Source organism: Streptomyces sp. NPDC059649 (assembly GCF_042734445.1).
Classification (GTDB): Bacteria; Actinomycetota; Actinomycetes; order Streptomycetales; family Streptomycetaceae; genus Streptomyces.
In genome coordinates, this window is record NZ_JBHWDV010000022.1 from 68,326 (window position 1) to 86,964 (window position 18,639).

The 18,639-nt window shown below is 73.3% G+C and carries 13 protein-coding genes; 7 read left to right on the forward strand and 6 right to left on the reverse strand.

Annotation, left to right across the window (positions count from 1 at the left end):
- Nucleotides 1-88 precede the first annotated feature (88 nt).
- The 4 genes from ACFV1J_RS22510 to ACFV1J_RS22525 form a co-directional block, all read right to left on the reverse strand.
- The gene (locus ACFV1J_RS22510) at nt 89-997 is read right to left on the reverse strand and encodes a LysR family transcriptional regulator (RefSeq protein WP_385860665.1); all 909 of its coding nucleotides are present in this window, start codon (nt 995-997) and stop codon (nt 89-91) included.
- Nucleotides 998-1,034: 37 nt separating this feature from the next.
- On the reverse strand, nt 1,035-2,279 hold the full coding sequence (locus tag ACFV1J_RS22515) for a glycine C-acetyltransferase (RefSeq protein WP_385860666.1): 1,245 nt from the start codon (nt 2,277-2,279) through the stop codon (nt 1,035-1,037).
- Nucleotides 2,280-2,333: 54 nt separating this feature from the next.
- Nucleotides 2,334-3,362: an L-threonine 3-dehydrogenase gene (gene tdh, locus ACFV1J_RS22520; RefSeq protein ID WP_385860667.1), complete on the reverse strand. Its 1,029-nt coding sequence runs from the start codon at nt 3,360-3,362 to the stop codon at nt 2,334-2,336.
- A gap of 186 nt (nt 3,363-3,548) precedes the next feature.
- Nucleotides 3,549-3,848 carry a DUF6506 family protein gene (locus ACFV1J_RS22525; RefSeq protein ID WP_385860668.1) on the reverse strand — a complete coding sequence of 100 codons (300 nt, stop codon included), beginning with the start codon at nt 3,846-3,848 and terminating at the stop codon, nt 3,549-3,551.
- 316 nt (nt 3,849-4,164) lie between these two features.
- Between ACFV1J_RS22525 and ACFV1J_RS22530 the strand changes: the two genes are divergently transcribed.
- Together ACFV1J_RS22530 and ACFV1J_RS22535 are read left to right on the forward strand one after the other, a co-directional pair.
- Entirely contained in the window at nt 4,165-5,700 is a 1,536-nt protein-coding gene (locus ACFV1J_RS22530) for a S1 family peptidase (protein WP_385860669.1), read from the forward strand.
- A gap of 288 nt (nt 5,701-5,988) precedes the next feature.
- Nucleotides 5,989-8,778: a hypothetical protein gene (locus ACFV1J_RS22535; RefSeq protein WP_385860670.1), complete on the forward strand. Its 2,790-nt coding sequence runs from the start codon at nt 5,989-5,991 to the stop codon at nt 8,776-8,778.
- Nucleotides 8,779-8,817: 39 nt separating this feature from the next.
- Here ACFV1J_RS22535 and ACFV1J_RS22540 read toward each other — a convergent pair whose 3' ends face one another.
- Nucleotides 8,818-9,606 (reverse strand): VOC family protein, encoded by a 789-nt coding sequence (locus ACFV1J_RS22540; protein WP_385860671.1) that lies wholly within the window; start codon nt 9,604-9,606, stop codon nt 8,818-8,820.
- A 149-nt stretch (nt 9,607-9,755) separates the two neighbouring features.
- Here ACFV1J_RS22540 and ACFV1J_RS22545 point away from each other — a divergent pair, with 149 nt between their 5' ends.
- From ACFV1J_RS22545 to ACFV1J_RS22555, 3 genes are all read left to right on the forward strand, one after another.
- Nucleotides 9,756-12,230 carry a SpoIIE family protein phosphatase gene (locus ACFV1J_RS22545; protein ID WP_385860672.1) on the forward strand — a complete coding sequence of 825 codons (2,475 nt, stop codon included), beginning with the start codon at nt 9,756-9,758 and terminating at the stop codon, nt 12,228-12,230.
- Nucleotides 12,231-12,293: 63 nt separating this feature from the next.
- Complete coding sequence (locus ACFV1J_RS22550; protein ID WP_385860673.1) at nt 12,294-12,485, forward strand: hypothetical protein; 192 nt, start codon at nt 12,294-12,296, stop codon at nt 12,483-12,485.
- Nucleotides 12,486-12,583: 98 nt separating this feature from the next.
- The gene (locus ACFV1J_RS22555) at nt 12,584-13,684 is read left to right on the forward strand and encodes a GNAT family N-acetyltransferase (RefSeq protein ID WP_385860674.1); all 1,101 of its coding nucleotides are present in this window, start codon (nt 12,584-12,586) and stop codon (nt 13,682-13,684) included.
- A 42-nt stretch (nt 13,685-13,726) separates the two neighbouring features.
- Here the strand turns inward: ACFV1J_RS22555 and ACFV1J_RS22560 are convergent, their stop codons facing one another.
- Nucleotides 13,727-15,508: a glycoside hydrolase family 15 protein gene (locus ACFV1J_RS22560; RefSeq protein WP_385860675.1), complete on the reverse strand. Its 1,782-nt coding sequence runs from the start codon at nt 15,506-15,508 to the stop codon at nt 13,727-13,729.
- Nucleotides 15,509-15,680: 172 nt separating this feature from the next.
- On the opposite strand from ACFV1J_RS22560, the gene ACFV1J_RS22565 reads away from it, so the two are divergent.
- Complete coding sequence (locus ACFV1J_RS22565; protein ID WP_385860676.1) at nt 15,681-16,487, forward strand: SAM-dependent methyltransferase; 807 nt, start codon at nt 15,681-15,683, stop codon at nt 16,485-16,487.
- A gap of 23 nt (nt 16,488-16,510) precedes the next feature.
- Entirely contained in the window at nt 16,511-18,613 is a 2,103-nt protein-coding gene (locus tag ACFV1J_RS22570; RefSeq protein ID WP_385860677.1) for a putative bifunctional diguanylate cyclase/phosphodiesterase, read from the forward strand.
- Nucleotides 18,614-18,639 lie beyond the last annotated feature (26 nt).

Below are 18,639 nucleotides of genomic sequence, written 5' to 3' on the forward strand. Positions count from 1 at the left end.
CGCCACAGCCGGTGCCGAGCCTGCCACGGGCGGGCGGGGCAGCGCGGAAGGACGCCGTCCGCGGCGGACCGAAGCACCCGAACGCCGGTCAGCCCTGCGCGGCCGCCGCCTCCTGGAGCGCGGTCAGGACCGGGCGGAACAGCGGGTGCTCCTCTGCCCCGCGGCGCACCGCGGCGAAGACCCGGCGGGTGGGCGCGACATCGTCGAGGGGACGGACCACGACCCCGGTCAGGTCCATGTCGCGCAGCGCCGAGCGGGGCACCAGCGCCACGCCGGCCGCGGCGGAGGCGAGCGCGACCACCGCCCGGAAGTCGTCGGAGGAGTGTTCCAGCCGGGGCTGGAAACCGGCGTACTCGCAGGCCAGGACGACCACGTCATGGCAGGGGTTGCCGGGGTAGGGGCCGATCCAGGGGTCCTCGGCGAGGTCGGCGACGGCGACCCGGTCGGCCTCGGCGAGGCGGTGGCCGGGCGGGAGGACCGCGTCGAAGGGTTCGGCGTAGAGCGGGACCCGGGTCAGCCGGGGATCGTCGGCGCGGGGCGCGCCCCGGTATTCGACCGCCACCGCGACGTCGACCTGCCGGTCGAGGACCATCCGCAGGCTGGCGTCGCCCTCGGCGTCCTGGACGCGGACCCGTATGCCGGGCGCGCAGCCGGCCAGCGCGGTGAGCGCGGGCGCGACGACCAGGCCGATGCCGGTGGCGAAGGACGCGACGGTGACGGTGCCGGCCTCGCCCGAGCCGTACGCGGCGAGCTCGGACTCGGCGCGTTCCAGCTGGGCGAGGACGGCGTTGGCATGGCTGAGCAGGATGTCGCCCGCGGGCGTCAGCCGGACCCCGCGGGCGCTGCGCTCCACCAGGCGGTGGCCGGTCTCCTGTTCCAGGGCGGCCAGTTGCTGGGACACCGCCGAGGGCGTGAGGTAGAGCGCGGCGGCCGCGGCGGTGACCGTGCGGTGGTCGGCCACCGCACGGAGGATGTGCAGCCGGCGTGCTTCGATCATGTCCCCAGTGTCCCAGCATGCGGGACGGACCGGCCGGTCAGTCCCCCGTGACGGCTGCCTCGGCGTTCATCGCGGCCCGCGCCTCGGCGTTCATCGCGGCTCGCGCCGCTACGAAGGCGTCCACCGCACGGTGCACGTCCTCGGTGGAGTGCGCGGCGGAGAGCTGGACGCGGATCCGGGCCTGGCCCTGCGGCACGACCGGGTACGAGAAGCCGATCACGTACACCCCGCGCTCCAGCAGCAGCTCGGCCAGCCGGGCCGCGCGGGACGCGTCGCCGATCATGACGGGGGCGATGGCGTGGTCGCCGGGCAGGACGTCGAAGCCCTCCTCGGTCATCCGGGAGCGGAACAGCGCGGTGTTGGCGTGCAGCCGTTCGCGCAGGTCACCGGCCGACTCCAGCAGGTCGAGGACCTTGAGGGAGGCCGCGGCGATCACCGGGGCGAGCGAGTTGGAGAAGAGGTAGGGCCGGGAGCGCTGGCGCAGCAGGGCGACGATCTCGGCGCGGGCCGCGACATAGCCGCCGGAGGCGCCGCCGAGCGCCTTGCCGAGGGTGCCGGTGATGATGTCGACACGGTCCATCACGCCGTGGAGTTCGGGGGTGCCGCGGCCGCCGGCGCCGACGAAGCCGACCGCGTGCGAGTCGTCGACCATCACCATCGCGTCGTAGGCGTCGGCCAGGTCGCAGATCTCGCGCAGCGGCGCCACGTAGCCGTCCATGGAGAAGACGCCGTCGGTGACGATCAGCTTGCGGCCCGCGCCGCCCTCGGTGGCCTCCTTCAACTGCCGTTCCAGATCGGCCAGATCGCGGTTGGCGTAGCGGAAGCGGCGGGCCTTGCACAGCCGAATGCCGTCGATGATGGAGGCGTGGTTGAGGGCGTCGGAGATGACCGCGTCGTCCGGGCCGAGCAGGGTCTCGAAGACTCCGCCGTTGGCGTCGAAGCAGGAGGAGTACAGGATGGTGTCCTCCTGGCCGAGGAACGCGGACAGCCGCGCCTCCAGCTCCTTGTGCACCTCCTGCGTGCCGCAGATGAAACGCACCGACGCCATGCCGTAGCCCCAGCGGTCCAGCGCCTGGTGGGCGGCCGCGATGACCTCGGGGTGGTCGGCGAGTCCCAGGTAGTTGTTGGCGCAGAAGTTGAGGACCTCACCGGGGTTGCCCCCGGCGGTGACGTCGACGGTCGCCGACTGGGGCGTGCCGATGACCCGCTCGGGCTTGTGCAGGCCGGCGGCGACGATCTCGTCGAGGGTGCCGCGCAGTTCGTCGCGTACGGAGTGGAACATCAGGAAATCTCCAGGAGGGTGCGGGTGGGACGGGCGGGCGCGGTCGGGCCGTGATCAGGCGCTCCAGTCCAGGATGATCTTGCCGCTGCGGCCGCTCGCGGCGTCGTCGAAGGCGGCCTCGAAGTCGGTGTACGGGTACCGGCCGGTGATCACCGGGGCGAGGTCCAGTCCGCCTTCGAGCAGGACGGACATCGCGTACCAGGTCTCGAACATCTCCCGGCCGTAGATGCCCTTGATCGTGATCATGGAGGTGACGATCCGCGACCAGTCGACCGGGAAGTCCTGGGCGGGCAGGCCGAGCATCGCGATCCGGCCACCGTGCGTCATGTTAGCGATCATGTCGCGGACCGCCTCGGGCCGCCCGGACATCTCCAGTCCGACGTCGAAGCCCTCCCGCAGACCGAGGGCGCGCTGGCCGTCGGCGATGTCCGCCTCGGCGACGTTGAGCGCCAGGCTGACGCCGATCTTGCGGGCCAGCGCCAGGCGTTCCTCGCTGACGTCGGTGATCATGACGTTGCGAGCGCCCGCGTGCCGGGCCACCGCCGCCGCCATCAGGCCGATCGGCCCGGCGCCGGTGATCAGGACGTCCTCGCCGACCAGCGGGAACGACAGCGCGGTGTGCACGGCGTTGCCGAACGGGTCGAAGACGGCGGCGATGTCGAGGTCCACGGGGACGCGGTGCACCCACACGTTCGTCGCGGGCAGTGCCACGTATTCGGCGAAGGCGCCGTCCCGGCCGACGCCGAGCCCGACCGTGGCGCGGCACAGGTGGCGGCGCCCGGCGAGGCAGTTGCGGCACTTGCCGCAGACCAGGTGGCCCTCGCCGCTGACCAGGTCGCCGGTCGCGATGTCGGCCACGTCACGGCCGGTGGCGACCACCTCGCCGACGAATTCGTGGCCGATCGTCAGCGGGGTGGTCAGCGTCTGCTGCGCCCAGCCGTCCCAGGCGCGGATGTGCAGGTCGGTGCCGCAGATGCCGGTGCGGAGCACCTTGATCAGGACATCGCCCGGGCCGATGGCCGGTTCCGGCACCTCCGTGAGCCAGAGCCCCGGCTCCGCCTTCTGCTTGACCAGTGCCTTCACCGCGACGGCTCCCGTACGTAAGAGTGCATGACGTGTCGGGGGCGGTCATGTTCCGGCCACCCGATCTCCGCCGGAAAATCTTCCGTACGGCGGGCGCCGGGTCCATCGAGGTTTTCTTAAGCGCGGTGACAGCTGATCTTCACGCCCCGCCGCGGCGCCCGGCGGGGCGGACGGGCCGCGGCCCGGTCAGGAGAAGATCGCGTGGACCTGGTCGACGGCCTCGGGCCCGTACCCGACCGTGCCCACCGGGACCACGCCGTCGATCGCGTCGATGATCCGGCCGGCCCAGACCGGCCCGAAACCGCCGCACAGCTCGATCAGTTGGACCCCGTCGGCCACCAGCTTGCGGGCCGCCTCGACGCCCTCCTCGGGCTTGCTTACCCCGATGAACACGCTGCGGCAGGAGCCGGTGTCCACCACGTTCACCTCGCCGCCGGCGGCGCTGCCGGCCGCCGTGTAGATGAACCCCCAGTGGGTGAGTGCCATGGCGTGGACCTCCCGTGGTCGTGGTGATCACCCGGTCGTGGTGATCGCCGAGGGCACCAGCCAAGCAGAGCCGGGGCGGTGAGGGCACGGATTCGGTCACGCCCGGGCCGGTCGTCCTCCGGCCGGTCCGCGCGGGCCGGGCGCGGGAGTGTAGGGCGTCGCACAGGTGGCCGGCGGAATTCATCACAGGTTGAGCGGGCCTGAGTCCGGGGTGCGGCGGACTCCGTAGGACTGGATGCAACCACACACGGGGCGCGCCGCGCCGCACCACGGCGCTCCGTGTGCTCCGTTCCTGTGCGGCCTGGAGGTCAGTGAAGTGAGCCACCGACATGTGAACAAGCGGACCGGCGTCGTCATCGGCGCCGCCGCGGCCGCCGTCATGGGCGCGGCGATCCTGCTCCCCAACGCCAATGCGAGCACGGACCGGCCGCCGGCCCCACGTACCTTCAGCGCCTCCGCGGCGACGCGGCTGGCGACGGCCCTGAAGTCGGACCTCGGCGCCGACAACGCCGGCTGGTACCTGGACGGCGCCAACGGCCACCTGGTGATGAACGTGCTGTCGCAGGACGCCGCCGAGCGGGTGCAGGCCAAGGGCGCGGTCGCGAAGGTCGTGCACAACAGCATGACCGCGCTCAAGGCCGGGACGCAGACGCTGCGCGAGACCGTGGCGGTGCCCGGCACCGCCTGGTCGATCGACCCGAAGACCAACAAGATCGTGGTGGTCGCCGACAGAACTGTCACCGGTACGAAGATGGCGACGCTCAACAAGGCCACCCGTGGCATGGGCGCGGACATGGTCACCGTCAAGCGGTCGCAGGGCGAGTTCCGGCGGTTCGACGGCGGGGGAATGAGCGAGGACCCGGGGACCCCGCCGGCCGGCGGCGAGGGCCAGAACGGTGGCCAGGGGGCCAACGGCGGCCAGGCGAACGGCGGTCAGGCCAACGGCGGTCAGGCCAACGGCGGCCAGGACGGCGGGCAGGGGGCCAACGGCGGGCAAGGGGGCGGCGGTTCGGCGGCCGGGCCGATCGGCGGCAGTGCCATCTTCGGTGGCAACGCCCGCTGTTCGCTGGGCTTCAACGTCACGGTGAAGGGCGCGCCCGCGTTCCTGACGGCGGGCCACTGCGGCAACGACTCCCCCACCTGGTCCGCGGACCAGGCCGGCAGCCAGCCGCTCGGCAGCGTGCAGGACTCGCAGTTCCCGAAGACCGACTTCGCGCTGGTCACCTACGACGACAAGAGCGCGCAGCCGCAGAGCGCGGTGGATCTCGGCAACGGCTCCACCCAGAAGATCACCAAGGCGGCGGAGGCCGCCGTCGGCATGAAGGTGCAGCGTTCGGGGTCCACCACCGGCGTGCACGACGGCACCGTCACCGGGCTGGACGCCACGGTCAACTACGGCAACGGCGACATCGTCAACGGCCTGATACAGACGGACGTCTGTGCCGAGCCGGGCGACAGCGGCGGCTCGATGTTCGCCGGTGACTCCGCCGTCGGGCTGACCTCGGGCGGCAGCGGCGACTGCACCCAGGGCGGCGAGACCTTCTTCCAGCCGGTCACCGACGCCCTCAAGGCCACCGGCGCGGAGATCGGCGCCGGCGGGGGCGGCGGCGGTGCAGCCGGCGGCGGTGACGGGAGTGCAGCCGGTGGCGGCGACGCGGGTGCAGCCGGTGGCGGCGCCGGGAGCGCGGGCGCGGGCGGTGACCAGAGCGCCGGCGGCGGCCAGGCCGCCGGTGGTGACCAGAGCGCCGGGGGCGACGCCAGCGCCGGTGCCGACCCGAGCGCGGGTGCCGACCAGGGTGCCGGTGCCGACCAGAGCGCCGGCAGTGACCAGAGTGCGGGGGTGATGCCGTGATCGATTCGCTGAACTGACCACGCCGTTCAACAACGCTGATCGGCAACGCCGTTCGACAACGCCGATCGGCAACGACGTCCGCCGAAGACGTTCGACGGATTCGTCCGACACACCGGCACGACAGCGACCAAGACAGCGACGACGCAGCTGACGCCCCGCCCGCCCCCTCCCCGGGGCGGGCGGGGCCGTTGGTGGCCACGGGGTCCTCGAGTACGGCGGAACCATAGCGACCGCCTGGGACGCGGTGTCAGAATACCGGCCCTACCCCGACCCGTCCTCAGGGGCACCATGGCGTCGAACGAACTCGATTCCCAGATCCCTGTCTTCCGCGGAGCCGGCCATCTGCTCCGTCTGATCGCCGACCTGACCCGCCGGCCACGCCGGCGGGAGTGTCCGGAACCGGTGCGGCACCGAGGAGTGGCGCAGGGCCGGGAGGGCCTGCCGGTGCTCTGTCTGGTGGCCGGCCCCGACCACACCCAACTCGCCAAGGGCATCGGCTACTTCCTCAGCCACGCCGATCCGCGCCGGGTGCCGCATGTGCGCTGCGACCTCGCGGCCGACGCGCCGCGGTCCGAGCCGGAGTCCGTCGAGGCGGTGCGGCGGACCCTGGAACGCCTCGCCCAGGGCTTCGCACGGAGCGTCAACGGCAGTGACGGCAGGGTCCGTTTCCGCCGGTTCGGCCTGGTCAACTGGCTGACCCAGGTCGGCACCGGGAACCGCCCCGACGACCTGGGCGACGTGGAGGGCACCGACCACACGCTGTTACAGGGGCTGCGCGAGCGGGAGTTCCGGCGGCGGCGGATGTTCGGGCTGCTGCGCTCCCCGGAGACCGAGCTGGCGGTCGACGGCACGGTGCCGTGGTGGGTGTGGCTGTTCGCGGTGCACGTCTTCCCGCTCGCCTGGTTCCGGGTCCGCCGCGGCCTGGGCCGGGAGTACCGCTGGCTGCTCAACCAGCCCTATCTCGCCCCGCGCGACCCGGGTACCTTCATCGGGTTCGCCGAGCGGCTGACCGCACCGCACCACCAGGTCGAGGACCCGGAGCAGCTGCGGAAGCTGATGGTCAACGCGTTCCTGGAGGATCTGCGGGTCGCCTTCCGCCGCCGGCCGTGGCGGCCCCGTACGGCCCGGCGCACCGCGTACTGCGTCGCGCTGCTCGACGGGGTGGGCCCGGACAACTGCGGTCATGAGCTGCTCCAGGCCGTCATCGACGTCCGCAACGAGACCGGTGCCTTCGATCCGCTGCTGATCATCGCGTGCGGGGCGGAGCCGCCGGCCGAGGGCAGCCGGGCCCGGGCGGACTGGGGCCGCAGCGAGCTGTGGGAGCTGACCGACCGGCTCTACGGCGGCTGGCGGGACACCTTCCTGCACCAGGGCCGGGCCCGTAACCGCGCCCCCTGGTACCTGCCGGTCAGGGTGCCGCGGCTGATGCCGCCGTCCGAGGAGAGCTACGAGCTGACCCGGCGGCTGGAGGTGGCGCAGGACGCCCGGCTGCGGATCCCCGAACCGCCGTTGTGGGCGCGCAAGGGGGTGTCCGTCGTGGCGGCCGGCGCGGTCGTCGCCGCGCTGCTGGGCGCGGGCGGTCTGGTGTTGGGCGCGGAGGGCCGGTACCGGCAGGCGCACTGCGGCCTCGGCCGGTTCAACGCCGACGCGGAGACCCTGCGCACCGCGGAGACCGGCGAGTGCATCGGGGTGGCCCGGCACGGTTTCACCTTCCACTCCCCCGATCCGTCGCTGGACCGGACCCTGCAGAAGATCTACGCCCAGAACGCGGTCGCCGAGCAGGAGCACCGGGCGGCGCCGGAACGGCCGTTCGTCACCCTGGTGCATCTGTCCGCGCTGCTCAGCGTCTCGGGCAAGCTCACCGGTCAACTCGCTTACGGGCGCGAGGCGTTGCAGGGCGCGGCGAGCGCACAGTCCCGGCAGCTGCGGAGCAGCGGGGCCACCGAGCCGATCCTGCGGATCTTCCCCGCGAACGCCGGGTCCGGGATGCGGTTCGGCCCGCGGGTGGTGGAGATCCTGGAGCGGCTGGGGCAGCAGGACCCGTCGCTGGTGGGGGTCACCGGGCTGGACCAGAGCCGGGAGGCGACCAACCGGACGATACGGAAACTGACCGCGGTGGGGCTGCCGATGGTGGCCACCACGCTGTCCGCGGATTCGCTGGTGCGCCAGTCGCCGATGTACTTCCAGGTGTCGCCGCAGAACACCCGGGAGGCGGAGGTGGCCGCCGCCTACGCCGACCACGTGGTACGGACCGGTGCGGGCCGGCCGGCCCGGCGGGTGCGGATCATCGCGTCCGCCGATCCCAGCGACACCTACAGCAGGACGCTCAGCGACGACGTCGAACGGCGCTTCCGGGCGCGGGAGTTCGCGGTGGAGCGGACGTCGTTCACCCCGCCCCCGCCGCCGGGCCAGGAGCCCTCGTCGGACGCCCCGGGCCCGGGCACGGTGGGGCAGCGGAGCTGTTCGTACCCGGGGGTGGTGTTCTTCGCGGGGCGCTCGGAGGACTTCGAGTCGCTGCTCGGCGGGATCAACGAGTCCTGCAACTCCGATCCGCCGGTGCTGATCGGCGGGGACGACGTGGCCCGGCTGGCGGCGGACGCGGACCGCCGGGGGCACTATCCGGGGATCCCGTACGACTTCCTGGACTTCACGCTCGGTTCGGCGCACTGCGACGGCAGCAGCGAGCTGTACGCGGAGCTGAGCCGGTTGTTCCCCGAGGAGTGCGCGAAGGTGCCCAACTCCTCGCTCGACGGGCATGCGGCGCTCGGTTTCGACGCCGTGAAGCTGTACGTCAACGCGGTCAAGCAACTGCGGGAGGAGGCCGCGCAGATGCCGCTGACGCCGCCCGCGGTGTGGCACGCGATCAGCGGGGTGCACGGGGACGAGGCGCTCGACGGGGCGAGCGGGATCATCAGCTTCGGCGGTGAGGTGGACCGCCAGGTGCCGCTGGACAAGCTGCTGTCGGTGCAGCGCATCGACCGGACGGGGCGGCCCGCCCAGGCCGGGTTCTGCGGCCGGGTCGGCGGGCGGAAGCAGGCGGCGTGGTGTCCCCCGCTGGAACCGGAGCAGGGCCGGTGACGCGCCGGCCGGCCGCCCGGACTCGCGGTCCGGCGGGGATCAGGGGGGCTCGGACGAGGTGACGGTGAACAGGCCGCCGTCGGGGTCGCGGACGACGGCCTGACTGCCGTTGCCGTCGGCGGTCGCCGTCACCGGGGTGACGGTCCCGCCGGCGGCGACCGCGGTGGCGGCCACCTTCTCGATGTCGTCGACCGGGAAGTGCACGTGCCAGCGCGGCCGCACCCGTGGGTCCGGGGCGGCCTCGACCCCGCCGCCGCGCAGGGTGGCGACGGTGTGGGTGCCGTCGTGCACGACGACCTGGTCGTGTTCGTAGGTGACCTCGCAGCCGCCGGGCCGGTCGGAGGCCCATTCGAAGACCTCGGCGTAGAAGATGGCGGCCTCGAAGGCATCTCGGGTGCGCAGTTCCAGGCAGGCGGGGGCGCGCCCCTGCCCGACCGACCAGGCGAGCGTCTGGCCCTCCCAGAAACCGAAGGTGGCGCCGTCGCGGTCGGCGGCCAGCGCGGCGCGTCCGGGGCCGAGTTTGAGCGGGCCGACCGCGACGGTCGCGCCGCGCTCGCGGATCCGGTCGGCGGTCAGGTCGGCGTCCTCCACCGCGAAGTACGACGTCCAGGCCACCGCGACCTGGAAGCTCTGGGCGAGTGCGCCGATGCCGGCGACCGGCTGCCCGTCGGCCATCGCGACGGAGAACTCCTGGCCGAGGCTGGCCGGGCGGAACCGCCAGCCCAGCACGGCGGAGTAGAACTCCTGCGCCGTTTCGAGATCGCGGGCCATCAGGCTGACCCAGCACGGAGCGCCGCGCACCGGGGTCGTGGGGCCATGGGCCGACATGCCATCCGCCTCCTGTCGCTTCGCACCCCCTCCCACTGTGCCAGCGACACAGCGGGGCCGCACCGGGGCGCCCGTCGCGGGGCAGCGCAGTTGTGCCGGTCTTGATCCGGCTCGATGCTGTAGGTACTGAACCGGGCTGGGTTGATGCCATGAACGCATGGAACGCGGCGGAGAGCGCCGACTTCCGTGGTCCCCTCGACGTCACCAGGGCGGCCACAGCGGTGCTCGACGCCCGGGACCTGGTCATCGGCTGGAGTCCGGCCGCGCAGCGGCTGCTCGGGTACCGGCCGGAGGAGGTCATCGGGCGCCCCTGTGAGACGTTCTTCCCGGCCGCCGAGGCGGGCGGTGACGCGGGGTCCCGGTCGTCCGCGGAGCCCTTGCTGAGCAGCGGCCGGCCGGGCACCGCACGGCACCGGGACGGCCGGCTGCTGCCGGTGGCGGTCACCACCTGCCCGCTGGAGCCCGCGGCCGGCGGCTCCGCGCCGGGTGCGCCGGCCTGCATCCTGGTGGCGGCCGGGCTGGACGCGCAGCAGGAGTGGGAGTCGCGGCAGGCGATGCTGCACGGGCTGGCCACGCAGTCCCCGGTGGGGCTCGGCATCTATGACACCGATCTGCGGGTGACGTGGGGGAACGCCGCGTTCGTGAAGGAGATCGGGCTGCCGCTGCGGGAGTTCCTCGGTACCCGGGCCGAGGCGCTGTACCCGGACGGCGAGTTCGTGACGGAGGGGTACCCGCGCACGCTCGACGCGGTGATGCAGCAGGTCCTGGAGACCGGTGAGCCGGTCCTCGATCTGCACTTCGTCGGCCAGCAGCCGTCCGAGCCGGGCCCGGACCACGTCTGGTCGTGCTCCTACTACCGGCTGCACGACGCGCACGGGCGGGTCCTCGGGGTGTGTGAGGACGCCTTCGACATCACCGACCGCTATCAGGCGCAGCGCCGGCTGAACCTGCTGGTGGCGGCCGGTATCCGGATCGGGACGACGCTCGACATGACGGTCACGGCCCGGGAGATCACCGAGGTCGCGGTGCCGGACTTCGCGCGGACGGTCACCGTGGACCTGGTGCGCCCGGTGCTGGAGGGCGAGGAGCCGGCGCCGGGGGACGGTACGGTGCCGCCGCTGGTCCGGGTCGCCACCCGCAGCGCCGGTGACCCGGCGGACGCCGTACCGCACAGCCCGTACCGGATCGAGTATCCGCCGGGGTCGCTGCAGTACCGCAGTCTGTCCTCCGGGGGGATGGTGCGGGCGGAGAACTCGATGGTGGTGCCGCTGCGGGCGGGCGGCGCCCCGATGGGGCTGGTGACCTTCACGCGCGGGACGCACCCCTCGGTGTTCGACAAGGGCGAGATCGAACTCGCCGACGAGCTGGTCACCCGGACGGCGGTGTGCCTGGACAACGCCCGCCGCTTCACCCGCGAGCACGCCGCCGCGCTGGCCCTGCAGCGCAATCTGCTGCCGCAGCACGTGCCGGAGCAGTCCGCGGTGGACGTGGCGTACCGCTATCTGCCCAGCGACGACCGGGCCGGGGTGGGCGGTGACTGGTTCGACGTGATCGGGCTGTCGGGGACCCGGGTCGGGCTGGTGGTGGGCGACGTGGTGGGTCACGGCCTGGAGGCGGCGGCGACCATGGGGCGGCTGCGGACCACGGTCCGGGCGCTGGCCCAGCTGGACCTGTCGCCCGACGAGCTGCTGAGCCGGCTGGACGACCTGGTGGGGCAGCCCGCGGAGGAGGAGACGGTCCAGGTCGGCGCGCACACCGGCCCGGACGACGTGGCCACCGGCGTGACCTGCCTCTACGCGGTCTACGACCCGGTGTCGCGGCGCTGCACCATGGCCCGGGCCGGGCATCTGCCGCCGGCCGTGGTCGACCCGTCGGGCACGATGTTCTTCCCCGATCTGCCGGCCGGGCCGCCGCTCGGCCTGGGCGGGCTGCCGTTCGAGTCGCTGGACCTCGAACTGCCGCCGGGCAGTCTGATCGCGCTGTTCACGGACGGGCTGGTGGAGTCACCGCACCGGGACGTCGACCAGGGGCTGGAGATCCTGGGCCGGGTGCTGGCCGAGAACCGCCGGCCGCTGGAGGAGCTGTGCGACCGTGCGATGGCCGAGCTGCTGCCGGACGGACCGGCCGCCGACGACTCGGCGCTGCTGCTGGTGCGCACCCGTGAGCTGGACGCGCGGCAGGTGGCGGCCTGGGAGCTGCCCGCCGAACCGGCCGCGGTGGGTGCGGCCCGGGAGCTGGCGACCGCGCAGCTGCGGGCGTGGGGCCTGGAGGAGCTGTCGTACGCGACCGAGCTGGCGGTCAGCGAGCTGGTCACCAATGCGGTACGGCACGCCTCGGGGCCGCTGCACCTGCGGCTGCTGCGTGATCTGACCCTGCTGACCGAGGTGTCCGACACCGGGCACACCTCGCCGCACCTGCGCCACGCGGCCAGTGAGGACGAGGGCGGGCGGGGGCTGTTCATCGTCGCGCAGCTGGTGCAGCGCTGGGGCACCCGGTACACGCCGTACGGCAAGACCATCTGGACCGAGCAGGCGTTCCCGCCGCGGTATCCGGGGGCGCCGCGGCCGGGGGCCGGACCGGCCGCGGGGCCGCGGTCCGGCGTACGCCGTGCGGGTGTTCGGTGACCGCCCCATGATGGAACCAAGCGAGGTCCCGGCGACCCGGCGGGCGCGGACGAAGGAGGACCTGTGACGAGCAACGGCAAGGAGCAGCCGGCCCCGCACCGGCCGGCCGAGCTGTACACCGGCAGCGAGCGGCCCTACGACCCGGAGGACCTGGTGCGGGCGTCCGGGCGCGAGCCCACCCCGTCGAGCCTGGAATGGGCCAGGCGACTCATCGCCGAGGAGGGTCCGGGCGTCATCGAGCGGTATCTGCCGTGACGGCCGCGCGCTCCGGGGGACGCTCCTGAGGGTCTTCTTCCGGATCTCCCCGACGACCCCGCGCCGGCTGCCCCGGCGCGGGATGCGGAGGCGTAGGGATGGACATCGAGGTCCTGGCGGCCGGTGCGCTCGACGGGATCCGGGCCGAGCGCTGGGCCCGGGCGCTGTCCGCGCCGGGCCGCCCGGCGCACCCGGTGCTGTCCCCGGATTTCGCGCGGGCGGTCGGCGGGGTCCGGCCGGCCGCCCGGGTCGCGGTGCTGGAGAGCGACGGGCGGTGCGGCTGGCTGGGCTTCGAGGAGCGCGGGCACGGCGTCGGCGAGGTCATCGGCAAGGGCTTCACGGACGTGGGCGGGCTGCTCTGCGAGCCCGGTCTGCCGCGGCCCGACTACCGTGCCGTGTTGGCCGCGTGCCGGCTGGCGGTGTGGCGGTTCGTGCAGGCCGAGCCGGCCGGTCCGCCGCTCGGCGGGGCGGGCACCGCGGTGCCCGCGGGGGTCCGGCTGCTGGGCCGGGTGCCGAGTCCGCTGGCCGATCTGAGCGAGGGCTACGAGGCCCACCGCACGGCCGTCCGGCGGCGTTCGCCCGCGTCGGCGAAGACGCTGCGCAAGCACGAGAACCGGCTGGCGCGCGGCGAGGTGCCGGTGCGGTACGTCTTCGACGAGTGCGATCCGGGGCTGCTGAGGACGATGCTGCGCTGGAAGTCGGCGCAGTACCGGGCGAGCGGCTGGTCCGATCCGCTGGCCACGGAGTGCGGTACGGAGCTGGCGCGCGTCCTGGCGGGGCTGCGGGCGCCGACGTGCACCGGCGCGCTGTCCGTGCTGTACCTGGGTGACGAGCCGGCGGCGATGCAGCTCACGCTGCGTTCGGCGACCGTGATGACCTGTTGCGTCACCGCCTTCGACCACCGGTACGCGGCGCATTCGCCGGGGACGGTGCTGCTCGGCCGGGTGATCGCGACCGCGGCGGAGCTGGGGGTGACCACCGTCGACCTGGGCACCGGCGACTCGGAGTACAAGCAGGCGTTCACCACCGAGCAACGCAGCCTGCCACAGGGTGTGTTGTGGCGGCCGACACTGGTGGCGGGCGGTTGTCTGCTGCACGACGCGGCCGAGCGTACGGCCCGGGACTTCATCACCGCCCGGCCCTGGCTGCGTTCCCGGGTGCGCGGCGCGCTGCGGCGCTACGGGGCGCTGCGCGGCTGAACGAACAAGCAGGTAAAGGGAGTTGGCCGGATATGGGCGGCGTCATGCGGCGACGGCGGCGTCCTCGGACAGCAGGAACGCCGTGTTCACCAGGGCGACATGGGTGAACGCCTGGGGGGTGTTGCCCAGTTGGCGGCGTTGTGCGGGGTCCCATTCCTCGGAGAGCAGGCCGACGTCGTTGGCCGCCGACAGCACCCGGGCGAACAGTTCCCGGGCGGCGTCCCGGCGGCCGGTCGCGGCCAGCGCGTCGGCGAGCCACAACGAGCAGGCCAGGAAGGCGCCTTCGGTGCCCGGCAGGCCGTCGACCGCGGTCCGCGCGGCGTAGCGGCGGTGGAAGCCGGCGTGGTCGAGTCCGTCGCGCACCGCGTCGACGGTGCGCACGACCCGGGGGTCGTCGGGCGGCAGGAAGCCGGTCTTGACGATGAACAGGGTGGCCGCGTCCAGGTCACGGCTGCCGTAGCGCTGGACGAACACGCCGCGTTCCCGGTCGTAACCGTATGCGCAGACATTGGCGTGTACCGCGTCGCGCATCGCCCGCCAGCGGTCGACGGGCGCCGGGAGGCCGGTCAGCCGGGCCATCCGGACCGCCCGGTCCGCGGCGACCCAGGACATGACCTTGGAGTGCACCCAGTGCCGGCGGCCGCCGCGGCCCTCCCACAGGCCCTCGTCCGGGTCCTGCCAGTGCGCCTCGATGAAGGACATCAAGGTCCGCAGCAGGCCCCAGACATGGCGTTCCATCGGGATGCCGGCGCGCAGCGCGAGGTAGAGGGTGTCGACGACCTCGCCGTAGATGTCGAGCTGGAGCTGGTCGACGGCGGCGTTGCCGAAGCGGACCGGGACGGAGCGCTCGTAGCCGGGCAGCCAGTCGGCGTCGGTCTCGGGCAGCCGCCGTTCGCCTGCGACGCCGTAGACGCTCTGCAGGTCGCGCGGGTCGCCGGCGATGGCCCGTACCAGCCACTGCCGCCAGGCCGCCGCCTCGTCGCGGAAGCCGCCGCGCAGCAGGGCGGACAGCGTCATGCTGGAGTCGCGCAGCCAGCAGAAGCGGTAGTCCCAGTTGCGCACCCCGCCGAGGTGTTCGGGCAGGGAGGCGCTGGCGGCGGCGACGATCCCGCCGGTGGGCCGGTAGGCGAGCGCCTTGAGGGTGATCAGGGAGCGCCGGACGGCGTCGCGCCATTCGCCGTCGTAGCGGCAGCCGGCCGTCCAGCGCCGCCAGGCGTCGGTGCTCTCCCGCAGCGCCCGGTCCGGGTCGATCCGGTGGGCGTTGGGCAGGTGGGAGGGCTGCCAGGTCAGGACGAACGGCACCCGCTCACCGGCCCGTACGGTGAACTCCGAACGGGTGCTGGTGTCGTGGCCGTAGGTGTGTACGCCGGGGGCGAGCCGCAGCCAGGCGGAGTCCGGGCCGGCGACCGCGATGCGGTGGTGCTCGGTGCGCCGCACCCAGGGGGCGATCCGGCCGTAGTTGAAGCGGAGCCGCAGGTCGCCGCGCATCTCGACGGTGCCGTGCAGGCCCTCGACGAGGCGGACCAGGCGTGGTGACTGGTCGCGCTGCGGCATGAAGTCGACGACCCGGACGGCGCCGTCGGGGGTCTGCCAAATGCTCTCCAGGATCAGGGTGTCGCCGCGGTAGGCGCGGCCGGTGCACGCTCCGCCGGACACCGGGGCGATCCGCCAGTGGCCCTGCCGTTCGTCGCCGAGGACGGCCGCGAAGCAGCTGGGCGAGTCGAAGCGGGGCAGGCACAGCCAGTCGATCGAGCCGTCCCGTCCGACCAGGGCGGCGGTCTGCAGGTCGCCCAGCAGGGCGTAGTCCTCGATGCGTCCGGGCATGGCGTCCCCTCGGAGGATTCCATTCTGCGCGCGCCGGCGGCGGTGCGCGCGGTCCGCCCGTCCGGCGTACGCGGCACGGCTCCCGACTGGCCCGCTTGCGGCGGATATGGGATCGTAGGAGGCTTTTCTCTGCAGCGTGGGATTCCTCTCGCCTGGGGAGGAGGGACGCTGGATGACGCGGCGGCGGTGGGTACCCGAGGGCACCGACCAGGACGTTCCGAACGTCGCCCGGGTCTACGACTGCTACCTGGGCGGTTCGCACAACTTCGCGGCGGACCGGGAGCTCGCCCGGGAGGCCATCGAGATGTGGCCGGACCTGCCGCTGATCATGCGCGCGAACCGGGCCTTCCTGCGGCGGGCCGTGCAGTTCCTCGCCGGGGAGGGCCTCACCCGTTTCCTGGACATCGGTTCCGGGCTCCCCACCTTCGGCCCGGTCCACGAGGTCGCGCGGGTGGTGCAGCCGGAGGCACGGGTGGTGTACGTGGACATCGACCCGGTGGCCGTGCAGCACAGCAGACTGCTGGTGGCCGATGACCCGCTGTGTGCGGTGGCCCAGGCCGACATGCGGGATCCGGCGGCGCTGCTGGCGCAGCCCGCGGTGGCGGAACTGCTGCGTCCGGGCCAGCCGGTGGCGGTGCTGCTGCTGGCCGTGCTCCATTTCGTGACGGACGAGGAGGACCCGGCGCGGATCGTCCGGGAGCTGTTCGCGCCGCTGCCGGCGGGCAGTGCGCTGGCGCTGTCGCACGGGTCGCGGGAGGGCCGGCCGGATGTGGTGGACAAGCACGAGGACCTGTACGCACGGGCATCGGCGCCGCTGACCATGCGTACCCGGGAGCAGATCGTGGCGCTGTTCGACGGATTCGAGCTGCTGGAGCCGGGGGTGGTCTACCTCACGGAGTGGCGTCCGCAGGACCCCGCGTCGGTGGGACCGCATCCGGAGCTGGTCAGCGGTCTGGCGGGAGTGGGGTTGAAACGGTGAGTTTCCTGGCCGGGGGGCGGCGCGTGGACGCCGCCGCGGTCCGTTTCCGCGACTCCTGGTCCCGGCTGTTGCGGCAGGGCCACGGTGCCGCGGTGAGCCCGGGGGTGCTGGGCCCGCTGGTGTACCGCACGGCCGAGCTGCTCAGCCGCGCCCATGCGGAGGACCCGTTCGACCCGGGGCCGGCCGAGCGGGCCGGGGCGCTGCTGGTCGACGCCCAGTTCACCGATCCCGTGCTGCTCGCCCGGGCCGTCGAGCTGATCCAGGAGTGGCCGGCGGCGGACGGCCGGGGGCCCGCGCTGACCGGGGCGTTCGCCGCGGGCTGGTCGGCCGCGTTGCGGGACCGGACGCTGCGTGAGCAGGAGGCGATCCGGCGTGCGGTGGACCTGGCGCGGCGGGACGCGGAGCGGGCGTTGTACGCGTCGGAGGCCCGGTTCCGGGCGATGTTCGAGCGCGCGGCGATCGGCATCGGCTTCGCGGACCTGGAGGGGAACCTCATCGCGGTGAACGGTGCGTTGCAGGAGATGTTCGCGGCCACCGCCGCGGACATGCGCGGGCTCAACATCGAGTCGCTGGTCCACCCCGAGGATTCGGCCCGTGTCTGGGAGACGTACCACGAGCTGGTCAAGGGCCGGCGGGAGAACTTCCAGTGCGACAAGCCGTACTACCGGCGGGACGGCGAGGTGATCTGGACGCATCTGACGGTCTCGCTGATCCGCGACGAACAGGGCACGCCCCGTTTCCAGGTGGCGATGCTGGAGGACATCACCGACCAGCACCGGCTGCAGGAACGGCTGCGCCATCAGGCCACGCACGATCCGCTGACCGGGCTGCCGAACCGGACGGCGTTCTTCGAGCGGCTGGAGGCGCTGTTCGACGATCCGGGGCCGGGGGCGCGGTTCGGGCTGTGCTCGCTGGACCTGGACGGCTTCAAGAACATCAACGACAGCCTGGGCCATGACGCGGGTGACCAGCTGCTGGGGGCGGTCGCGGACCGGCTGCACTCCGGGGTGGCGCCGCTGGGTCATCTGGTGGCGCGGCTGGGCGGGGACGAGTTCGCGGTCCTGATGGAGCGGAGCAGCGGGCCGCAGGAGGGCATCGCGCTGGCCCAGCGGTTGCTGGGGACGCTGGGACCGCCCTTCCTGATCGGCGATCAGCAGCTGGTGGTCAGGGCCAGCATGGGGGTGGTGGAGCAGCCGGTCGCCGCGACGACGGCGAGCGCCGCGATGCGCAGCGTGGACCTGACGCTGTACCGGGCGAAGAAGGAGGGCCGGGGCCGCTGGACGCTGTTCGATCCGCAGCGCAACGCGGTGGCGGTGAGCCAGTACGCGATGTCGGTGCGGATTCCGATGGCGCTGGACCGCGGGGAGTTCTTCCTCGACTACCAGCCGCTGTGCGCGCTGGACGACGGGGCGATGGTGGCGGTGGAGGCGCTGGTGCGCTGGCGCCATCCGGAGCTGGGGGTGCTGGGTCCGGACGAGTTCATCACGACGGCCGAGGACAGCGGGCTGATCGTTCCGCTGGGCCGCTGGGTGCTGTTGCACGCCTGTGAGCAGGCGGCTCGCTGGGCGGCGCGGTTCGGTGACGCGGCGCCGCGGATGAACGTCAATCTGGCGGTGCGGCAGGCCCGCAACGCCGGGCTGATCGCGGATATCGACCGGATCCTGCGGTCGAGCGATCTGGAGCCGGACCGGCTGCAGCTGGAGATCACCGAGAGCGCGATGCTCGGCCCGCGGGACCCGGCGCTGGAGGCGCTGCACGAGCTGGTCGGCATGGGGGTGTCGCTGACGGTGGACGATTTCGGCACCGGCTGGTCGAACCTGGCGTACCTGCGGGACCTGCCGGTCTCCGGGCTGAAGATCGACGGATCGTTCGTGTCCGAACTGCATGCGTCCGGGGAGGATCCGGTCGGCTGGCGGATCATCGGCGGCATGGTGTCGCTGGCGCATTCGCTGGGGCTGTCGGTGACGGCGGAGGGCGTGGAGACGGCCGCCGACGCACAGCGGTTGCGGTCGATCGGCTGTGACTGCGCACAGGGCTGGTACTACGGCCGTCCGGTGCGGCCCGGGGAGATCACCCGGCGGATCGTCGAGGCCGCGGGCGGCACCCGCGCCGGCGGCGAGGGCTGAACGGCCCTCCGTACCCCGAAGATAAT